At 43.4% G+C, this 20,020-nt stretch carries 17 protein-coding genes; 7 read left to right on the top strand and 10 right to left on the bottom strand.

Translation table 11 applies throughout. The annotated features are described in order from the left end of the window. Positions 1 to 12: 12 nt before the first annotated feature. From bioD to coaD, 4 genes are all read right to left on the bottom strand, one after another. On the bottom strand, positions 13 to 732 hold the full coding sequence (gene bioD, locus ACMHKH_RS01345; protein WP_413518888.1) for a dethiobiotin synthase: 720 nt from the start codon (positions 730 to 732) through the stop codon (positions 13 to 15). Continuing rightward, entirely contained in the window at positions 729 to 2,063 is a 1,335-nt protein-coding gene (bioA, locus tag ACMHKH_RS01340) for an adenosylmethionine--8-amino-7-oxononanoate transaminase (protein ID WP_413518887.1), read from the bottom strand. Before bioA ends, bioD begins: the two co-directional genes overlap by 4 nt. 3 nt (positions 2,064 to 2,066) lie before the next feature. Further along, positions 2,067 to 2,315: a YfhL family 4Fe-4S dicluster ferredoxin gene (locus ACMHKH_RS01335; RefSeq protein WP_011279634.1), complete on the bottom strand. Its 249-nt coding sequence runs from the start codon at positions 2,313 to 2,315 to the stop codon at positions 2,067 to 2,069. Between the two features lie 67 nt (positions 2,316 to 2,382). Next, on the bottom strand, positions 2,383 to 2,892 hold the full coding sequence (gene coaD, locus ACMHKH_RS01330; protein ID WP_413518886.1) for a pantetheine-phosphate adenylyltransferase: 510 nt from the start codon (positions 2,890 to 2,892) through the stop codon (positions 2,383 to 2,385). A gap of 252 nt (positions 2,893 to 3,144) precedes the next feature. On the opposite strand from coaD, the gene smpB reads away from it, so the two are divergent. Next, positions 3,145 to 3,618, top strand: a complete 474-nt coding sequence (gene smpB, locus ACMHKH_RS01325; protein ID WP_079690859.1) for an SsrA-binding protein SmpB — start codon at positions 3,145 to 3,147, stop codon at positions 3,616 to 3,618. Between the two features lie 122 nt (positions 3,619 to 3,740). On the opposite strand, the gene rarD is transcribed toward smpB, so the two are convergent. Further along, positions 3,741 to 4,763 carry an EamA family transporter RarD gene (rarD, locus tag ACMHKH_RS01320; RefSeq protein ID WP_413518885.1) on the bottom strand — a complete coding sequence of 341 codons (1,023 nt, stop codon included), beginning with the start codon at positions 4,761 to 4,763 and terminating at the stop codon, positions 3,741 to 3,743. A gap of 234 nt (positions 4,764 to 4,997) precedes the next feature. On the opposite strand from rarD, the gene ACMHKH_RS01315 reads away from it, so the two are divergent. The 5 genes from ACMHKH_RS01315 (at position 4,998) to ACMHKH_RS01295 (ending at position 10,725) form a co-directional block, all read left to right on the top strand. Next, entirely contained in the window at positions 4,998 to 5,465 is a 468-nt protein-coding gene (locus ACMHKH_RS01315; protein ID WP_413518884.1) for an Lrp/AsnC family transcriptional regulator, read from the top strand. A gap of 265 nt (positions 5,466 to 5,730) precedes the next feature. Then, positions 5,731 to 6,492: a hypothetical protein gene (locus tag ACMHKH_RS01310; protein ID WP_413518883.1), complete on the top strand. Its 762-nt coding sequence runs from the start codon at positions 5,731 to 5,733 to the stop codon at positions 6,490 to 6,492. Between the two features lie 240 nt (positions 6,493 to 6,732). Beyond that, positions 6,733 to 9,165 (top strand): YgiQ family radical SAM protein, encoded by a 2,433-nt coding sequence (locus ACMHKH_RS01305; protein ID WP_413518882.1) that lies wholly within the window; start codon positions 6,733 to 6,735, stop codon positions 9,163 to 9,165. A gap of 354 nt (positions 9,166 to 9,519) precedes the next feature. Beyond that, positions 9,520 to 9,930 (top strand): hypothetical protein, encoded by a 411-nt coding sequence (locus tag ACMHKH_RS01300; protein WP_413518881.1) that lies wholly within the window; start codon positions 9,520 to 9,522, stop codon positions 9,928 to 9,930. A gap of 258 nt (positions 9,931 to 10,188) precedes the next feature. Then, positions 10,189 to 10,725: a hypothetical protein gene (locus tag ACMHKH_RS01295; protein ID WP_413518880.1), complete on the top strand. Its 537-nt coding sequence runs from the start codon at positions 10,189 to 10,191 to the stop codon at positions 10,723 to 10,725. A 46-nt stretch (positions 10,726 to 10,771) separates the two neighbouring features. Here the strand turns inward: ACMHKH_RS01295 and ACMHKH_RS01290 are convergent, their stop codons facing one another. Further along, positions 10,772 to 10,942 (bottom strand): hypothetical protein, encoded by a 171-nt coding sequence (locus ACMHKH_RS01290; protein ID WP_413518879.1) that lies wholly within the window; start codon positions 10,940 to 10,942, stop codon positions 10,772 to 10,774. Between the two features lie 82 nt (positions 10,943 to 11,024). Between ACMHKH_RS01290 and ACMHKH_RS01285 the strand changes: the two genes are divergently transcribed. After that, positions 11,025 to 12,190, top strand: a protein-coding gene (locus tag ACMHKH_RS01285; RefSeq protein ID WP_413518878.1) for an IS3 family transposase whose coding sequence is annotated in 2 segments (ribosomal slippage) — positions 11,025 to 11,283 and positions 11,283 to 12,190 — 1,167 coding nt in all. Because the reading frame shifts where the segments join, the coding sequence is not laid out codon by codon here. Here ACMHKH_RS01285 and ACMHKH_RS01280 read toward each other — a convergent pair. The 4 genes from ACMHKH_RS01280 to ACMHKH_RS01265 all read right to left on the bottom strand — a co-directional run bounded on the left by ACMHKH_RS01280 (position 12,134) and on the right by ACMHKH_RS01265 (position 20,019). Next, positions 12,134 to 12,391: a hypothetical protein gene (locus ACMHKH_RS01280; RefSeq protein WP_413518877.1), complete on the bottom strand. Its 258-nt coding sequence runs from the start codon at positions 12,389 to 12,391 to the stop codon at positions 12,134 to 12,136. The two genes, ACMHKH_RS01285 and ACMHKH_RS01280, sit on opposite strands and share 57 nt — an antisense overlap. Further along, positions 12,391 to 14,472, bottom strand: coding sequence for an NAD-dependent DNA ligase LigA (gene ligA, locus ACMHKH_RS01275; protein ID WP_413518876.1), 2,082 nt, complete (start codon positions 14,470 to 14,472; stop codon positions 12,391 to 12,393). The genes ACMHKH_RS01280 and ligA overlap by 1 nt, the downstream gene beginning before the upstream one ends. Positions 14,473 to 14,835: 363 nt before the next feature. Further along, positions 14,836 to 15,861 (bottom strand): cell division protein ZipA C-terminal FtsZ-binding domain-containing protein, encoded by a 1,026-nt coding sequence (locus ACMHKH_RS01270; protein ID WP_413518875.1) that lies wholly within the window; start codon positions 15,859 to 15,861, stop codon positions 14,836 to 14,838. Between the two features lie 189 nt (positions 15,862 to 16,050). Beyond that, positions 16,051 to 20,019, bottom strand: coding sequence for an AAA family ATPase (locus ACMHKH_RS01265; RefSeq protein ID WP_413518874.1), 3,969 nt, complete (start codon positions 20,017 to 20,019; stop codon positions 16,051 to 16,053). Position 20,020 lies beyond the last annotated feature (1 nt).

Below are 20,020 nucleotides of genomic sequence, written 5' to 3'. Positions count from 1 at the left end.
TTTAGTAGTAATTTATACAAAGTTTTGAGGAAGTATAAAATCCACATTACTGAAGCTATCATCTTCTTGCACCGGTAAAGATAACCAGTGCGTATTTGGATAATGCTCAGCTAAATAGTGTTGCAGAAAATCAATCGTGCTAGTCGCTATCTGTTCATCCGTCTGCGCAGCATTGTCATGAATATGATTATAAATAACGCTATGAACTTCTAGACCGCGAGATTTTATTGCCTCTAGACTAAGCAATGTATGATTGATACTACCAAGCCGTCCCGAAGTTACCAAGATAACCGGATAACCTTGTTCAACAATATAATCCAAGGTTAATAATTGCTCAGTGATCGGCACCAGTAAACCGCCCGCTCCTTCTAATAACACTACCTTATAATCCGCTTGCAGACTTCTTGTAGCGCTCGTAATCACATCAGGATTTAACACTTCATTAGCAAGTTTTGCAGCTAAATGCGGTGACGCAGGCTTCTCATAGCGATAAGGACAAGTGGTGCTATCAAAGTCACATGGCTGTAGAGGAATGCCCATTAACTGACGATGGCTAAGAATATCATCGGCAATACCTATCTCACCGTTATCTGGATTTATTGCCACGCCCGTCTGCACTAACTTTTGGGTAATGACGTTAATGCCTTGCTGCATAAGTGCTTTGGCAAGCATACCCGTAGCATAGGTTTTGCCAATATCGGTATCGATACCGGAGATAAAGAGCACGCTCATAGCGAAACTCTATCGGTCGTAGACATTTGACTTAAATAAGAAGTGACGACGGTTAGTAGTGACTGGCATAACGTCACCAACTCATCATTAGTAATGATATAAGGGGGCATGATATAGACCAACTTGCCAAACGGTCTGACCCAAATGCCATTATCAATGAGCAATGTTTGAAAGGTCGGCATATCAACGGCATCATTTAGCTCGAGTACTGCGACGGCACCCAAACAGCGCACCTCAGCAACGCCATCTAACATTGCCGCTGGGGCAAGCTGCTGTTCCATTATAGCTTGCATATTTGCCGTGCGCGCTTCGATATTATAAGACAATATCAGATCAATTGAGGCACACGCAACGGCACATGCCAGCGGATTACCCATAAAGGTTGGTCCATGCATCAATGCAGGATAATCACTTTGGCTAATGGTCTCAGCTATTTCTCGTGTACACAGGGTGGCAGCAAAAGTCATATAACCGCCTGTCAACGCCTTACCAATGGTCATAATATCGGGACCAATACCAGCATGCTCGCAAGCAAATAGCTTGCCGCTGCGCCCAAAGCCTGTCGCAATTTCATCAACAATCAACAGCACATCATGCTCATCACACAGCTGACGCAAGAGCTGTAAATATCGAGGACTATAAAAGCGCATCCCGCCTGCGCCTTGAATAATCGGCTCAATGATAAAACCGGCAAGCTTATCGCTATTTTTAGCAAAAAATGCGGTTAGCTCATCATGCTCGCTTTGGGTTAACTCACGCTCAAAACCCAGTGGTGGCGCTGATACAAAATACTGCAAAGGCAATTGATTGCCATATAAACCGTGCATACCAGCAACCGGATCACAAACACTCATCGCGTGCCAGGTATCACCATAGTAGCCAGAATGGGTCGAGGCAAATTGCTGCTTGCTTGGACGCTTAGCGGCAATTTGATATTGCAATGCCATTTTTAGCGCAACTTCCACCGCGATACTGCCACTATCGGTATAAAATATAGCATCGAGTCCAGCAGGTACGATAGAGAGTAGTTTTTTACCCAAATCTATCGCTGGCCGGTGCGTTAAACCCCCAAACATGACATGTGCCATCTTGCCCAACTGTTCAATCATCGCGGCATTTAATTTGGGATGATTATAACCATGCACACTCGCCCACCATGACGACATACCATCAATCAGGCGCGTGCCATCTTCGGTGACAATGTAAATACCCTCAGCATGGTCGATAACGATATTTGGATAACTGGGCGGCAAGCTGGCATAAGGATGCCAAAGATGTTGCTGGTCAAAGTCGTTGGTTGATTTCGCAGATGAGGCGGATAATGTTGTCATGTTTTATTTACCAGTAATACGCTTGTATTTTGACATCAAATCGCTTTCGGTTTCGACATGATTGGGATCATGAGGGATACAGTCGACGGGACAAATGACCACACATTGCGGTTCATCAAAGTGTCCGACGCATTCAGTACATAAATCAGGGTCGATCACATAGATATCATCGCCCTCTGATATGGCTTCGTTTGGGCAGGCAGGTTCGCACACATCACAGTTGATGCATTCATCCGTAATTAGTAACGCCATAAACTGCTCCTTATTTTGCTAGCAGTTGATCATGAGTGAATAGATAAAGTATTGAACAATAAACGTCTTATTTAATATTAAGCTTTTGGATAAAGGCTTCAGAAACACAAGGTGGCACAAACTTAGTCACATCACCGCCCAATTTAGCAATTTCACGAATCATCGTTGATGAGATAAATGAGTAATTCTGCGAAGGCGTCAAAAACACCGCTTCAAAGTTTTCATCAAGCTCGCGATTCATATTGGCCAGCTGAAACTCATATTCAAAATCCGACATAGCTCGCAGACCACGCAATACTGCTGTGGCATTTTTTTCGCGCATAAAATCGACTAATAGTCCTTCAAAACCAATCACCGATACTTGCGGTAAATCGGCAAATACCGTCTCTACCAAAGCCACGCGCTCTTCAAAGTCAAATAATGGCTTTTTATGATGGCCTGACGCCACCGCAATTACCACTTCATCAAACAATTTGGTCGCACGCGTAACTAAGTCGACATGACCATTGGTAATCGGGTCAAAGGTGCCAGGATATAAAATTTTGGTATGCAATTTTGAAGAAGTAGGAGAGCTCATAGCAGGACCAATAGGGTTGGTGATAATGTGGTTGGGAATAATAATGCATATGCTAGCAAATTTTGCCCAAACTTAATACTTATCTGCTACATTTGTCCTAACAGCGACGCTACATTTGCAGTGCCGGCTTTGTTACAATAGTCGGTTCGACTCATCCCTCTTATTATTTAATAAAAGACAATCCATATTAAAGGGTTCGGATGAGGACTGTTAGACAAGGGCAATATATTGTGAAGTCCTTATGGAGAAATTATGTCAAAAAAATCAAAAAAACCGGAAAATCAAATATGTGCCAATAAAAAGGCTCGTCATGAGTATTTTATTGAAGAGACTTTTGAGGCAGGATTGTCGTTACAAGGCTGGGAGGTGAAAGCCATTCGCGCGGGTAAAATGACGATTACGGAAGCTTATATCATCTTTCGTAATAATGAAGCATTCATATTTGGCGCACATATTCAGCCGTTGCTGAGTAGCTCAACGCACGTCAGTCCTGACAGTATCCGTACGCGTAAGCTATTGCTTAATCGCCGCGAAATCGAAAAGTTAATGGGTGCAGTCAATCAAAAAGGTTATGCTTGCGTGCCATTATCCTGCTACTGGAAAAACTCGTTGGTAAAATGTCAGATTGCCTTAGCATTAGGTAAAAAGCAGCATGATAAACGCAAAACGCTTAAAGACCGTGATTGGGAACGTGATAAGCAGCGCGGCTTTAAAAATGCCGACTAAATTTATTGTTTTAAGACTACTGTCTTAAGTTAATTATTTTTAGCGTGATAAAAAAGGACGATTCAACCAATTGGCTGAATCGTCCTTTTTTTATTTGGTTTACTCATCGTTTGTATAAATGCTTAAGCCGCGTGAGAAACTTTTGTCGTTTTCGATTGTTTATGAGCGCGGTGCAATTGACCAATACCATGCACAATCAAGCATACAATTCCAAGCCAAATTAAACCATAGCTATAAATCATTGATGATTGAAACGGATTACCCAATACCGTAATTGCCAAAATAAATAATAATGCTGGTTCTATATAACTCATCATGCCATAGACATTGACTGGCAGCATTTGACTGGCATCGACGTTGATTTTCATCGCTAACACGCTCAATATCCCCAGTCCTGTCAGCATCATTATAAAAAACCCAGAGCCGCTGACTAAACTTAAACTACTTGGCGCGACGAAAACTAAATAAGCCAAAGCAAATGGAGCAAATATCGTCAAATCTACCAAAAGTCCAGTCACTGCACCTATGCCTTGCAGGCGACGTAAAATATAATACAGTGGATAAGTGCCACAGACCCACAGTGTCGCCCAAGAGACGCTTTGTGTGCGCACAATCTCACTGCCAACGCCTAGTGCGGCAAAAGCAACGGCTAACCATTGCAAACGGCTTAACTTTTCACCGAATAATATGCAACCAAAGATTACCATCATCAATGGAAATAAAAAATAACCCATTGCTGTTTGCACGCCCTGCCCATTGACCGGTGCCCACATAAATAGCCAAAACTGACTTAAGAATATTGGCGTTGGCAGCAGCAACCAAGCCCACTGCTTTACAGTTTTCAATGCTTTTAATTCACCAACATGTAACCCCAATCGCCCGCTAATCAGCAAATATCCTATCAATGCTGCCCACATCGCCAGCATCCGCCAAATAAACACTTGTGTGCCTGATAACGGCGCTAAAAAGCTACTGTAAGCATAAAGCACGCCAAATAAGACGTTTGATAATGTCGCTAGCATGACACCCATAATTAAGGTGCGCTGCTGCTTGCTACCCGCTGTCCAGACTGCTGGTAGTGGTAAGCGTGAAGCGGTGCTTGTTAGCGTGTTACTAAATACAGTAGATAGAATTGAAATTGACATAAAACGCGCCGTAAATAGTAGATTTTAAATGAAACAGTGATAGCCTGTTATTATCAAAAACTAGCTTTGATTGATACGAGGTATTCTAATGTTTGTGGATGATATATCATCTCTATAAATGATATTTTTAGATTTTATTTCTCATTAAAATATAATAAAAATTACTATTTTCTCATTTTATGAAACATAGTAATAATAACCATATATATAATATCTTCTTTGGGGAAATATGCTGTGAGTCAAATTTTAGACTATACCGATAAAGCCATTTTAAATATGCTACAGGACGATGCGACATTGCCATTAAAAGCTATAGCAGCACAAGTGCACATCTCTATCGCTACTGCCCAGCGCCGCATTCAAGCATTAACTGACGACGGTGTGATTACCAAGCAGGTCGCTATCGTCGATCCTAATAAGGTTGGCTATGGTCTGACAGCAGTGGTGATGATAGAGATGTTGCGTTCAAATAACTCTATGCAGCATCGATTTGAGCGCTTGATGCACGATCAACCGCGAGTGATGAGCTGTTATGAAGTCTCGGGTGATGCGGATTTTATGTTGATGGTTAATGCCAAAAACATGAAAGACTATCATGAATTTACGCGTAACCTGCTGACATACGAGAATAATGTGCGCAGCTTTAAAAGCCAGTTTGTGATGAACTTTACCAAGAGTGGCACTAGGATTTTACTGGATTGAGTTTGTTGAGGGAAATATCACTATTACTGCTGTCATTAAAAAAACCAATACTAATAATAATGCGATGCACAGCGTTTTTTTATTTCACCCTGATTATATAAGCTATTAAACACTGCTAATATAAATTATAAGTAGATACAGGCAAGTTAAACAAGGTACGATATCAGGGATATGTTTGATAAATTTATAAGCTTATAGATATCAGTTAAAGACCAGCTCTAACTGTCATAACTCTAATAAACCACGTAGACAAGGAAGCCTTACCATGACTCAAAACTCAAATGCTACTTATCGAGAAAAAAATACGAAAGCAGGGTCAAAACACCTAAGCTTAAAAACGCTATTAACAGGCGCATCATTGGCGGCATTACTGGCCAGCTCAGGCTGTGCAACCAGCTCGTTATTAGAAAGCGGCAATCAAGTGGTGACCACTCAATCTACGAAAAATATCCTGTCAGAAGATCAAATTGTGGCGTTTGGTCGCCCAGCACAAGCATTACCAAAAATGCCCAATGCGACCATGGTTATCGTTGGCGAGAAGAATAGCTATGTACTGACCCAAGGCGGCACCGAGATGGTGAGTTTATTAACCAACTTAACGCCCAAAAATATCCAAGTTGATAATGAGATGAATTTTTATGTGCCCAATAACGATGGCTACTTTCAAGGTGAAATGAAACTATCTTATGCCAAATTAAAAGACGAATTTAAGCGTTCTGACTATCAGTTCTTTTTGCAAAATAATGGCAAAGAATGCACCTCAGCTAGTGACCAACGTATCAATGCACAGCGCTTTTGCTTTAGCGTTCCTGTCAAAGGCGCTATCTATCCGCAAGTAAGTAATTTAAGCTTAATCCAATCGAATTATCGCCCTTTAACCAAGCCTTATATGGTGAGCTTTTATACGCAAGCGCAGCAGAACCAAGTGACTCGTAGCGGCGCAAATAGCGCGCAAAAACTGGTCTTACTGCCTTTTGCTTTAGCTTTTGATGTTATTACTTTCCCTTTCCAGTTACTCGAACAATAAATTTACCCTAGCATTTCTTAATACATAACCAAGGCTTCTAAATTTTTAGGAGCCTTTTTATTTTTAGATTACTTACACTATCAAACACTTATCGCCAATCCTTTGTCTTCGTTTATGACATCGTTTATGACACCATGAGTGCGATTCATGTTAAAATGAGCGCTTTTAATTTAGCCATTATTATCATTTATTAATAGGGCTATATTTTCAGTGCAGTTTTTCTAATTAACAGGTCCGCTCATGTCTGCCGATACCATCGCCCGCACCGCCTTTAAACAAGGCACCAAACCGCTTTACGACTACGACAAACATTGGGCGAGCTGCTACGAGCCTGCGCCTTATTTACCGATGAGCCGTGCTGAGATGGACGCACTCGGTTGGGATGCCTGTGACGTCATTATTATCTCAGGCGACGCGTATGTCGATCATCCAAGCTTTGGCATGGCTATTATTGGGCGTTTATTAGAAGCACAAGGCTTTCGCGTCGGTATCATTGCCCAGCCAGATTGGAAAAGTAAAGACGCCTTTATGGAACTTGGCAAGCCAGTCTATGCTTATGGCGTAACAGCCGGCAACATGGACAGTATGATTAACCGCTATACAGCGGATCGTAAAATCCGTAGTGATGACGCTTACTCGCCGGGTAATGTCGCTGACAAACGTCCTGACCGCGCTGCTATCGTTTATAGCCAGCGCTGCCGTGAAGCCTATCCTGATGTGCCTATTATTTTGGGCGGTATCGAAGGTAGCTTACGCCGTATCGCGCATTATGATTACTGGTCAGATAAAGTCCGTCGCAGTATTTTGATCGATGCCCGTGCCGATGTCTTATTGTACGGTAATGCTGAGCGCGCCATCGTCGATGTGGTACATGGTTTATCAAAAGGCTATAGCTTTGAGCAAATGAGTAGCTTACGCGGTACGTCTTATTTATTGACCCCAACCCGTCGTCATTGGCAAGCAGGCATGACCGAAGTTGCCAGTAATGATGTCGATACCGTCGGTCGTGTCGATCCGATTATCAACCCATATGTCATGACGGAAGACGTTGACCAATGCTCAATTGAACAAGAAAAACCGTCTGACTCACCGGTTGGGCAAGCGCTTTCGGGAATGGCAGGGCAATATCCGGGCTTTGTGTCTGAGCCTGTGACCAATAAAATCCTAAATGCCGACCAAGTTGACGAAGAAACCCAAGTGGTACAAATGCGCGGCTTTGATAAGCCACAAACTGCGCGTAAGCATAAATTTAAAATGCCACCACGCGAGCAAACCGTCATTCGTCTGCCCGATTACGAGCACGTCAAATCTGATCCAGTTTTATACGCTCATGCCAGCCGTATTTTGCATCTTGAGACCAATCCGGGTAATGCGCGTGCATTGGTTCAGCGTCATAGCAGCGGCGCGGGTAACTCGCACACCTCTATCGATGTGTGGCTCAATCCACCACCGATTCCGTTATCGACGGAAGAGATGGATTACGTATTTGACTTGCCGTACGCGCGTCTGCCGCATCCAAGTTATGGCGATGCCCGCATTCCTGCTTATGACATGATTAAGTTTTCGGTCAATATCATGCGCGGCTGTTTTGGTGGTTGTACTTTCTGCTCTATCACCGAGCACGAAGGACGTATTATCCAAAACCGCTCAGAAGAATCTATCTTACGTGAAGTCGAAGCGATTCGTGATACCGCACCGAACTTTACCGGTGTCATCTCTGACCTTGGTGGTCCGACTGCCAATATGTATCGTCTAAACTGTAAAGATGAAACCATTGAAAAGAACTGCCGTAAGCCATCGTGCGTCTATCCTGATGTCTGTGAAAACCTGATTACCGATCATAGTAATTTGACTCAATTATATCGTAAAGCCCGTGATATCAAAGGCGTGAAAAAAATCCTTATTGCCTCAGGTCTGCGTTATGACTTGGCGATTAAAGATCCTGAATATGTCAAAGAATTGGTCAGTCATCATGTAGGCGGTTACCTAAAAATTGCCCCTGAGCATTCAGAAGAAAACGTTTTGTCAAAAATGATGAAGCCTGGCATGGGCAACTACGATAAGTTTAAAGCCATGTTTGAGCAGTACAGCCAAGAAGCAGGCAAAGAGCAATATTTGATTCCTTACTTCATCGCCGCCCATCCGGGTACCAAAGATGAAGATATGATGAATCTTGCACTTTGGTTAAAAGGTAATGGCTACCGCGCTGACCAAGTACAGGCGTTTTATCCAAGCCCTATGGCTACCGCGACGACCATGTATCACACCCATAAAGACCCACTGCATAAAATTAGCCGTGACGAAGGAGATATGGATATCGTCAAATCTGGTAAGCAGCGTAAATTGCATAAAGCATTCTTGCGTTATCATGACCCAAAAAACTGGGTATTGTTGCGTAAAGCGCTGCAAGATATGGGACGTGGTGATTTGATTGGTAAAAATCGTGGCTGCCTGATACCGCCGTTTAATGCCAGCTTAGAAGGTCGTGATGCTGTACAAGACAGCTACCAATCGGCACGTAAAAAGAATAGCCGTCTGGGTAATGATTCTGTGAAGCGCGAGAATAATAGTGCTAGCGCTCCGAAAAACACCTGGGGTAGAAATGCTAAAAAAGTAAGCAAAGGTAATTTCCAAACTCAGCATACCGGTCTACCACCGCGTAAAACTAAGTAATAAAATCAGCAGTAATCTGCTGTCATCCAGTGGATTAAAAAGTTTATTGGCTTATATCTATTAAAAAGCGCCTATCAGCGATACGTTGATAGGCGCTTTTTAATGTGGCTTTAAACTGATGATTTAAAATAGGTGATTTAAAATATATAATTTAAAGATATCTATCATCAGATTAGGAAAGCAAATCAGTAATCAAAATAAACGTTACAGTAATCAGTATTTAAGTAACGAAGTGAACACGTAACAAACAATTTCTAACATTCTTAAAGCGATGTTTTCGTTAATATATGCGCTATGTGCTTAACGCATAGTTAATAACAAATACACGATAATTTTATATTTTTGGAGAATGCCATGAATACCCTAACCAAACTTGCTACTGCTCTACCTGCGCTTGCTCTACTGAGTGCTTGTGCTACTACTGCCCCTACTACGCCAAATACGCCTGCTTCAGAAAGCGTAACCGACGCCGCTTATGACCGTATGGCACCAGCACCTTATACTTGTACTGATGGCAGCACTATCAACGCAAAACAGTCAATCAACAAAAAACAAGTGATGCTAAACGCTACCTTGCCTAAAGTAAACTGGGCAAATCAAGCAATCATCTTAAACGGTGCTGTGCAAGGCGATACAGCAAGCTATGTGAATGAGTCGAACCCAGAAGTGGTCTATGCCTGGCATATGAAAGACGATAAAGGTATCTTCGCTATGAAATGGGCAAACGGTAAAGAATATCAAGTAAATTGCCAAGTAGGTAGATAATAACTTTGGTTTAATCGTTCATTGATAACGATAAATCTATCATTGCTAAACTTAGCATTACTATAAACAGTCATCATTTGGTGGCTGTTTTTTTATGCCTACCATTTTGTATTAAGGTATAGATAACACCCTTTCTTAGCCGACCTCCTAAAATAAGAAACAGCGCTTTTTGAATTCTGCTAGAGAAGCGTAGAGAAAGCTGTCAAAATAACCCATCTATCAAAATATCTCATGACTTACCATAAATAGGATACCTCGATGCCAAAGCGTCTTATAACTATGCTCATCATTACGACTACCAGTATGTGGGCGCTGTCAGGCTGCGATAATAGTACGGATACTACTGCTAAAAAAGCTGATACGGTGATATCAGCGACGGATTCAGTGGCAGCAAAGACGATAGATTGGTCAGTTATGGACAGCGGTGAGAAGCCCGCCGATTTCGCTAACTATCAGTATCCGTTTGCGCTTGATAGCCAAAATGTACGTGACTACGCAGAGTATTTCAAGGTAGATAACGCCACTGCTCAGCATAACCTAACGGTAAGTATGGCAAGTAACGAGGCCCTATCAAAGGCTTTGGATCAGCTAAGTGAAAGCTATGTCTCGCATGAGCTAACTGATGATAAAGATATGAAGATGATTATTCATACCACATCTGACGTTAAAGCGAGTAATTATGACTATGTGTTAGCTGGGGATTTTGCAAAAGGACTGGTATTACCTATCGTGATTCAGCCAGATGGTAAGAAAGGTGATGTAAAGGGGCATGGAGAAAGTGAGCTGCAAGAGTAGAGATTTAACGGCGTGTGTTTTGATATATATGGCACACGCCAAGATATTAAGTCTGGCGATAAGGATTGTTTGAAAGCTCGATTTTGACATTAGTATCGCAGAGCAGCTTTGCTAAATAAGGCTGATATTGAGTTGCTGCTGGGGCAATATAAATCTTATCAATATGAGATTTGACATCTTCTTCATAATCAATATACAGAAACTTCCCAAACTCCATATGCACTTCATCCCTATTGAGCTATGCTGAAAAAACCGTACACCTAAACTTGGTAAACTAAGCGTATTAATCGGAGTTTATCATGACCAAGAAAATAAGAAGCTACAGTGACGAATTTAAAGCCGAGGCCGTCAAGAAGATAGCAGACAATAATGGCAATATCTCAGCGACCGCAAAGCAGCTTGGCATCGCCATGCAGACCTTATCTAATTGGCATAATAAAGCCAATCAAGGCAAGCTTATCGGCACAGAACAATATGATCCTGATCTTATGACGGCTCTTCAGGAAATAAAGCAGCTCAAACGACAGCTTAAAGTAGCCGAAGAGGAACGAGAGATATTAAAAAAGGCGACGGCGTACTTTGCCAAGCACAGTTAGTGAAGTACGCCTTTATCAAAAACAACGATCTCTTCTTTAGTATCACTACTATGTGTCGTGTACTAAAGGTTAAGCATTCTAGCTACTATGACTGGCTGAGTCTTGATATCAGTGAGCAACAGATACACCGTAACCAATCTGAGCTACTTGTCAGAGCGGCACATAGTGAAACAAAAGCACGTTATGGTGCTGATCGACTGCACGCAAAGCTGATAGAGCAAGGGCACGATATTAGCCTATATATGGTCAGAAGCATTAAAGAAGAACATGACATCAAATGCCGTCGTCACAAACGCTTTAAAATCACCACTGATTCCAACCATAACAAGCTTGTCTATCCAAACATACTAAATCAGCAATTTGATGCTAAGCATCCTAATGAATCGTGGGTCAGTGATATTACTTATATCTGGACCAATGAGGGTTGGTTGTATTTAGCTGGAGTCAAAGATTTATACACCAAAGAGCTGGTCGGGTATGCTATCAATAAGCGAATGACCGCAGATTTAGTATGTCGTGCACTCAATATGGCAATCAAAAATAAACGTCCAAGCCAAGGATTGATTGTGCACTCTGACAGAGGCAGCCAGTATTGTAGTCATGCCTATCACAAAATCATCAAGCAGCATAATTTCAAAGGCTCAATGAGTGGTAAAGGCAATTGTTTCGACAACGCACCCATAGAAAGCTTCTGGGGCACATTAAAGAATGAGCTAGTGTATCACCAAGACTATAAAACAAGGTTTATAGCAATCAATGATATCATCGGCTATATCGAGCTGTACTACAACCAAACGAGGATTCAAAAGAGTTTAGGCTATAAGTCGCCAAGACAGGTGTGGTTTGACTATTATCGTCAAGCTGCTTGATTCAAATCTCCCAAGTTTAACTGTACGGATTTGACGGCAGGGGTCATTTTCTACTATTCCTATTTCTTCAAACTTTTTACCCATATTGAACTGCGCTAAGGCATAAGCTTCATCCCCATCTTTTTCACGAGTCACTTTCTGCAACTCTTCAATTTCTTTTTTAGTTTCTTCATCCAAACCTTTCAAGTCATCAATATCCATTATTTTTCTTCCCCTACCAACGCCAAAAACTCTTCCTCACCTACAACCTTTACGCCAAGCTTTTCAGCCTTCGCCATCTTCGAGCCAGCCTTTTCCCCTGCCAGTAGAGCCGTAGTTTTTGCTGAGATACTACCTGACACTTTTGCACCGAGCGCTTGTAGTTTGGCTTTGGCTTCATCACGTGCCATGCTATCGAGTGCACCAGTGATGACCCATGTTTGCCCATCGAGTGGCAATCCTTCTGACAGCACTTGCTCAACTTTGTCCCAATGTACGCCAGCTTCACGTAATGCCGTGATAACTTCGATATTATGGGGTGCGCGGAAGAATTTATAAGCAAGTTCAGCAGTAATAGCGCCGACATCGGGTGTGAGTAACAGTTTTTCGATACTGGCAGACATTAAGACATCAAGGTCGCCAAATTGCTGCGCCAAATTCTGCGCAGTCGTCTCCCCAACGCCGCGAATACCAAGCGCATAAATAAAACGCCCTAGTGTCGTATGCTTACTGGCTTCAATGGCGCTGATGATATTTTGCACCGATTTTTCGCCTAGTTTCTCAAGCGTAATCAATTCTTCTAGATGATTATGAAGGTGATAAATATCAGCGACAGTCTTGACTAAGCCATGCTCAAAGAAGCTAATCAGCCAACTCGCGCCCAAGCCATCGATATCCATTGCTCGGCGCGAAACGAAGTGAATGAGCGCCTCGACCTGCTGCGCGGGACAAAACAAACCGCCAGTACAACGCGCCAATGCTTCATCTTTTGGTAACACCACAGGCGAGTCACATACTGGGCAGGTCGATGGTAGCTTGACAGGTTCTGAGTCGTCTAGACGTTGCTCGTGCCAGACGCGAGTGACTTTAGGAATGACATCGCCTGCACGGTGGACGCTGACCATATCGCCTGCGCGTACATCTAAACGTTGAATCTCACCAAAATTATGCAAGGTGACATTACTGACAGTGACACCACCTACTTTGACAGGCTCAAGCTTACCAACTGGCGTAATCGCGCCGGTACGTCCAACCTGCCAATCAATAGTATGCAGACGGGTCATGACGGTTTCGGCAGGAAATTTATACGCAGTTGCCCAGCGCGGCTCACGCGATAAAAAGCCAAGCTGCTGCTGCAATGCTAAGCTATTTACCTTGATAACTGTACCATCAATCTCAAATGGTAAGTCTGCACGCGTTGCAATCACTGATTCGTAATAGGCTTGCGCCTCACGTGGATTCTGCACTACTTCCACCGCACTGACGGTAAAGCCAATGTTCTTTAACCAAGCAAGGGCCGCTGATTGGGTTTTGATATGCTCAGGTAGACCTTGATTGACTGAATAACAGTAGAAGGCGAGTGGACGGCTGGCGGCAATGGCTGGGTCAAGCTGACGTAAACTTCCAGCGGCAGCATTACGTGGATTGGCAAAAGTTTTATCGCCCTTTTCGGCTGCTAAACGGTTAAGGCGCTCAAAACCTGCTTTCGGCATTAGCACCTCACCACGCACTTCTAGCAGCTCGATATCAGCAGCAGCTGCGAGCCAAAGTGGCAAATTACGGATGGTTTTGGCATTTTGGGTGATGTCCTCGCCCGTTTGACCATCACCGCGCGTTACCGCTTGTACAAATTTACCATAAGCATATTTGAGCGACACCGCCAAACCATCAAGCTTTAACTCTATTTCATATTCAGGATTTTTCTGAGAGACGCTTAGACGGTCATTGACACGGCGCATAAAATCACGCAGATCGTCATATTCAAAGACGTTGCCAAGCGAGAGCATGGGAATATCATGGGTGACTTGGGTAAAGGCAGACAATGGCATATCGCCAACTTGATTAATCGGACTGTCGGGCTGCACTAAATCTGGATACTCGCCTTCAAGCGATAATAAAGAGCGACGCAACTGATCGTATTCGCTGTCTTCTAAGATGGGATTATCGAGGACATAGTAGGCGTAATTATGCGTCTTTAAAGTATCAATAAGCGTACGCATTTGCGCAATGATAGCAGCATCATTTTCTACAGATTTGGTAATATTCATATTTTTGGTAGTAAGCGATAAGATAGGATCAGTCATAATCAGCGTCTTTTCTTTGCAATTCAAGATGCCGATATGATAACAAGTTTGCAGGATACTCGGATATCATTTTGTAGAAAATTAGAATGTACTTAGCGTTTTACAAATAAAACGCAGCGCTGATGGGATAGATTTTTCAAAGCCTCTGGAGTGCATAGCACACAGCAAGCGAGGAAAACCTATCCCAGTAAAGCGATGTTAAATGGGCGACTTTTTTATTTTAAACTGACTATAAGTAAAAATGAAAAAAGGCAAATAACGTCAATCGCTATTTGCCTTTTAGAGTAATACCAGTATGAATCCGTTTTGTCTTTATTAACCTTCTTAAGTATTAATCTTTGTACTTTTTAAACTTTGTGCCTTTTAAATCTTATAATCGCGCACTTGGTTGCGTAGTTGTTGCTTGTATTCAGGGGTGATTGGATCATTTTCTTCATCTAGCATCACGGCGTCTAAATCGCTTGCCATCATATAAGCAATGCTCATCATACTATCAAAACTGCGTAAGGCTTGTGGATGTGGCAACGACAAGAAAACCACTACACCATTATAATTATTGGTCGCGACACTATGCGGATCGAAAGGTGCGATACCACTATCAGTGATGCCCATCATGCTAAACCACAGCATGCCTGTACCGTCTTTTTGCTCATAGCGATGGAACATATTCATTGCCCCATAGCGCAGACCATATTTATCGATTAACGCCAATAAATCACGACCGCGAATCACCGCTGCTGGACGATCGCGATATTGGTGCGGCAAAATGGTGATATTGATATTGTCTTTGGCATTGATTAATGGACCGTTTTGCGCGTCATCGACAGGCTCTGATAAATGCTGATCGAGGATCGGACTATTATTATTAAAGCTTGGCTCTTCTGCCATATCAATCGATGGCATCAGATTATCAGTCGCCGACATGAGGCTAGAAAATGCATCCGGCTCTTGCTCGATATGCATTTGCTCAGCAGTTTCTAAAAATTCGCTATTATCGGCACGCTGCTGCTCTTGTTTCCAGCGCGCATAATCTTCTTCATCAATGATATTATCATCATCGATTGTATTACTATTTATAGTATCGCGTTCAGCCGTCAATTGCGTATCGACATTGGCATGTGGCTGGGTCAAAGGTTGTTCTTCAACCACCGCATTTAAATAACTGCGGTCAGGCGCGATGCTCATATCGCCAGCGATCGTATCATCCAAGTCTGGCTGATCGACGATATTGCGCTCGTGGCGCGGTATGATTGGAATACCATTTTTATCATAATTGACCGCAGCAGCCTCGGCATTTTTGCGACGCTTAAAGCTACGCATGACCATAATTAGCCCTGCAAGCACGATAAATGCGGCAATGGCGATCAATATAAACTGAATAGCGGTCATGAGAAATACATCCTAATATATGACAAAAGGGAATACACAAAGGGAAGAAATGGCAATAGTCTAGCATGGCTAATTAATATCGTCACCATATAGTCATCGTTTATCATCAGCCCGACATACTTGCGTGACGTTATGACTTTGTCCTTAACTATACCACTGACCATCGCTGCCAGTTATCAATTATTTGCGCTATTGAGCAATATAGCGTGCGGCCTCATCAAGCGAAACGCTGACCAAAGTAGAAATCCCCGCGCTTGGCATGGTAACGCCTTTTAGCTCATCCGCAATCTGCATCGTCAGCTTATTATGGCTGATAAAGATGAACTGTAAATCGTCTGCTAATTCATGAATCAAGCTGGTAAAGCGCGCGACATTGGCATCATCAAGCGGTGCATCGACCTCATCAAGCACACAAAACGGTGCTGGATGCTGCTTAAATATCGCAAAAATCAAACTCAGCGCAGTGAGGGTTTTTTCACCGCCCGACAATACAGCAAGGCGACTATTACGTTTGCCTTTTGGTTGTGCCATCAAGGTCAGTCCTGCACGCCACTGTTCTGACTTATGTTTATCAGCGGGTATATTGGCTGGCATATCATCAGTGTTGAGCGTTAGGCTTGCTTGCCCGCCACCAAAAACCTTGGCAAATAAATTGGCAAGCTCATTATTGACCGCATCGAGCGTCTGCATAAATAACGTCTTGGTGGTCTCATCAATAGAAGCAATTGCTTCGGTCAACGTCTGCATACTAGCGGCAATGTCTGCGGTTTGCTGCGCCAGTGGCTCTAGACGCTCATTAATTTCTGCCAACTCTGCCACTGCCGCCAGATTGACCGCGCCAATTTTGCTTAATTGCTGCTCAAGCTTGCTACGCTTAGCCTCAAGCTCAGCGATTTTGTCTGGACGTACACGGCGATCATGCGCGATAAAATCTGCCAATAGATTTGAAACACTCATTGTTTGTTGCGGTTGCTGCGACATGTCCGGTTGTGCTTTATATTTATGGCTCATATTATAGTAAGCATCTAACGCTTCTTGCGTATGGCTGCTAGCATCATCCAATCTTGCAGCGCTTAGTGCCAGCTCAGTCGAGTGATGGGCAAGCTCGCTTTGTTGTGTTTGCAATGACTGTTGCAGCGTCTCTAACTCAGTCTGCTGCTGTGCATAATCTTGTTTAAGCACGTTCAATGCGGTTTCGCGCGTCGTCAATAATGTTTGCTGCTCATCGCGCGCGATTTGTGCAGTTTGTAATACCGCTTGCAGTGCTGGCAGCTTGTTTTGCTGCTGCTCATAATTGGACTTTAGACTCTGCTCGCTTTCGAGCGACTTATCATGTTGCGCACTTGCCCGTGCCAGACTGCTAACGCTATGCTCTAAACGCATTTCGCTCTGCTGCATACGCAGTTGTAATGCTTGCCACGCATCATCATCTGCCTGACGCGTACGATTTAGCTCATTACGCTCGGCTTGTAGTTGCTGGCTTGTCGAACGGGCATCCACTATTTTTGGTGTCAGTGCGGTGATCTCACTTTGAATATGCTGCTGCTCAGCATTAAGCGCTTGGAGCTCTTGCGCCAATTCTTGCTGCTCTTGCTCAAGGGCTGCTTTATCAGTATTGAGACGCTGGTTATCTGCTTGCATACGTTCAGCATGAGCTTGTTGTGTAGTAAGTTGCTGCTGATATTGATGTTTATCGCGGGTTAATTGCTGCGCTTGAGCGCGTGTTTCTTCTACATTGACTGTCAATGCATCATAGTCATGCTGATTTTTAGCAATAGATTTTTGCTGGTCTTGTATCTTGGTTTCAATGTCATCAAGCAGCTCTTCTAGCGTCTGTAGACGAGTACGCTGCTGTAAACGCTGGGTTAAAAACTGGTTATTGCTCTCATTTTTCCCATTTTGCGCGCCAGCAAACTTACTTAGATTAATGGTACCTTGACGACTGATAATCCAACCGTCAGTGGTGAGCAGAATAGCTGATGATGGCAATGCTATTAAGATAGCAGCAATTTCTTTGAAGGCTTGTTGATTGCTTGCTTCAGTTGCTGCGACATATAAATAGCACTGCTGCCAGAGTGCTAACGCTGGCTGCGTAATCAGCTCTGTTAAAGGCAGGATTTTATCAGCCAAGTTATCTGGTAAATCACCAATAAATAGCTCTGCATTCACGTAATTTTGTTTAGCAGATAACCATAAGCTATAACCATTTGCTATTGATAACTTATCTTCTGTATTAGCGTGCTTCTTTTGTACAATCTGGTTTTGCGCATTTTGATAAATCAATAAATCGGTTAAGTCAGGCTCAAGCACCTGCCATAAGCTGTGCGTTTTCTCAGAGTCAGCGCTCGCGTTATCAACGCTTAGTTGGTTGGTTTGGTTAGAAATTAGCACATGGCTATCTAACCATAACGCCAATACACTATCGAGTAGCGCTGCATACTCACGTCCTTTTTCACTTAATTCAATCTGCTCACGCAAGGTGGTAACAGCCAAGTCGTATTGGTTATTGACAGCGTTACTTTCTAAACTAGTTTGCTCATTAACAGGCTGTTGAGATTTTGGCAGAGGTTTAGGATGCAATATCTGGTGTAAGGTATCGTATTCACTTGCCAATACGGCGTGGCGTTTTTCATTCTCGCTCAACTCACGCTGCTGCGTGTTCAAACGCTGGTGCAACTCATGCACTTGCGGTTGTAGATCGGACAGTCGTTCGTCGATGCTATATTGTTGGCGCTCAATCTGCTGCAATTGCTTATTCAGCTCAGCAACCTGTGTCTCTAACGTCTGCTGTAAATTATTCGCATCACTTTTCTTGCGCCCATCAGCACCATTATTAGTATCAATAGACGGTATAGATTGTTGTAATTGCTGCCATAAATTTCCCCAATTCTGCTGACGACGTTGCCATTTCTCATAGCTTTGCTGGTGACGTTTTTGGGCTTGATTATTGATGGCTTGTTGCTGCTCAAGCATGCGCGCATTGTCTTGCAGACGTGAGAGATGATTTTGCGCTTCATGCCATGCGCGCTGCAATGGTTGCTCGTTACGTTGATGCGACTCACGTTTATGCGTTAATGCACTAAGCTGTGGACGCAATGCTGCTAATGACTCTTGCTGCTCAATTTGCTCAGTCTTTAAACGCTCAATTTCTTCACTTGCTTGCTCGCGCTGCTGATGTAAGCTCGCAAGCTGCTGTTCGATGACGGTCAGCTGCGACTTTGCATCACTTAGTTGATGCTGCGCTTGTTGATAGCTTAATTGCTGCTGATAGTGGGCGCTTTGGGCATCGTCCTTTAACCATTGCTCTTGATTGATGTGAGCAGCCAACTTATCTTGCTTGGCTTTTAGCGTGTCGTAACTCGCTTGCAGGGTTGCGACTTCAGCAGCACTGCGCTCATGGGCTATTTTTTGCTGCTGCTGACTATGCTTGGCTTGATATAACTGCTGAATGGCGAGCTGCTGCTTAATATCAGCAAGTGTCAAGGCTAGCGCTTCGTAACGCTCAGCGCTGGCTGCTTGCTTAGACAAGCGCTTTTGTTGGCTGACCAATTCGCTTTGCATATCATATAGACGCGCTAAATTATCTTGGGTTTTTTCAAGCTTTTTTTGGGTCTCTTCACGGCGTGCTTGATAGCGCGACACTCCCGCTGCTTCTTCGATAAACTCTCGCAGCTGTAAAGGGCTAGATTCAACAATTCGCCCAATCATCCCTTGCTCGATGACCGCATAACTGCGTGCGCCAAGTCCCGTACCCAAGAATACATCAACGACATCACGGCGACGACAGCGCGTGCCATTGATAAAATAGTCCGAGCGCCCATCCAAATTTATCTGACGGCGAACGGACAGCTCTTGATAAAGATTAAACTCATGGCGAATGCCGTTCTGCTCGTCTTGGGTATGCTCAAAGGTCAGCTCAACACTAGCGACACTTTTGGCAGCTTTATCTTGCGTACCAGCAAAGATGACATCACTCATCGCCCCGCCACGTAACTGCTTGGCAGAGGTTTCACCAAGCACCCAACGAATGGCATCAATGACATTGGATTTGCCACAACCGTTCGGTCCGACAATGGCGGTAATGCCATGACGGAAAGTAAAAGTCGTTGGATTGGCAAAGGATTTAAAGCCTGCCAGCTTGAGAGATTTTAGGCGCATG

Source organism: Psychrobacter glacincola (genome assembly GCF_965118485.1).
GTDB lineage: Bacteria > Pseudomonadota > Gammaproteobacteria > Pseudomonadales > Moraxellaceae > Psychrobacter > Psychrobacter glacincola_D.
The sequence above is the reverse complement of the archived record's forward strand: the minus strand, read 5'-3'. Positions and strand labels throughout refer to the sequence as shown.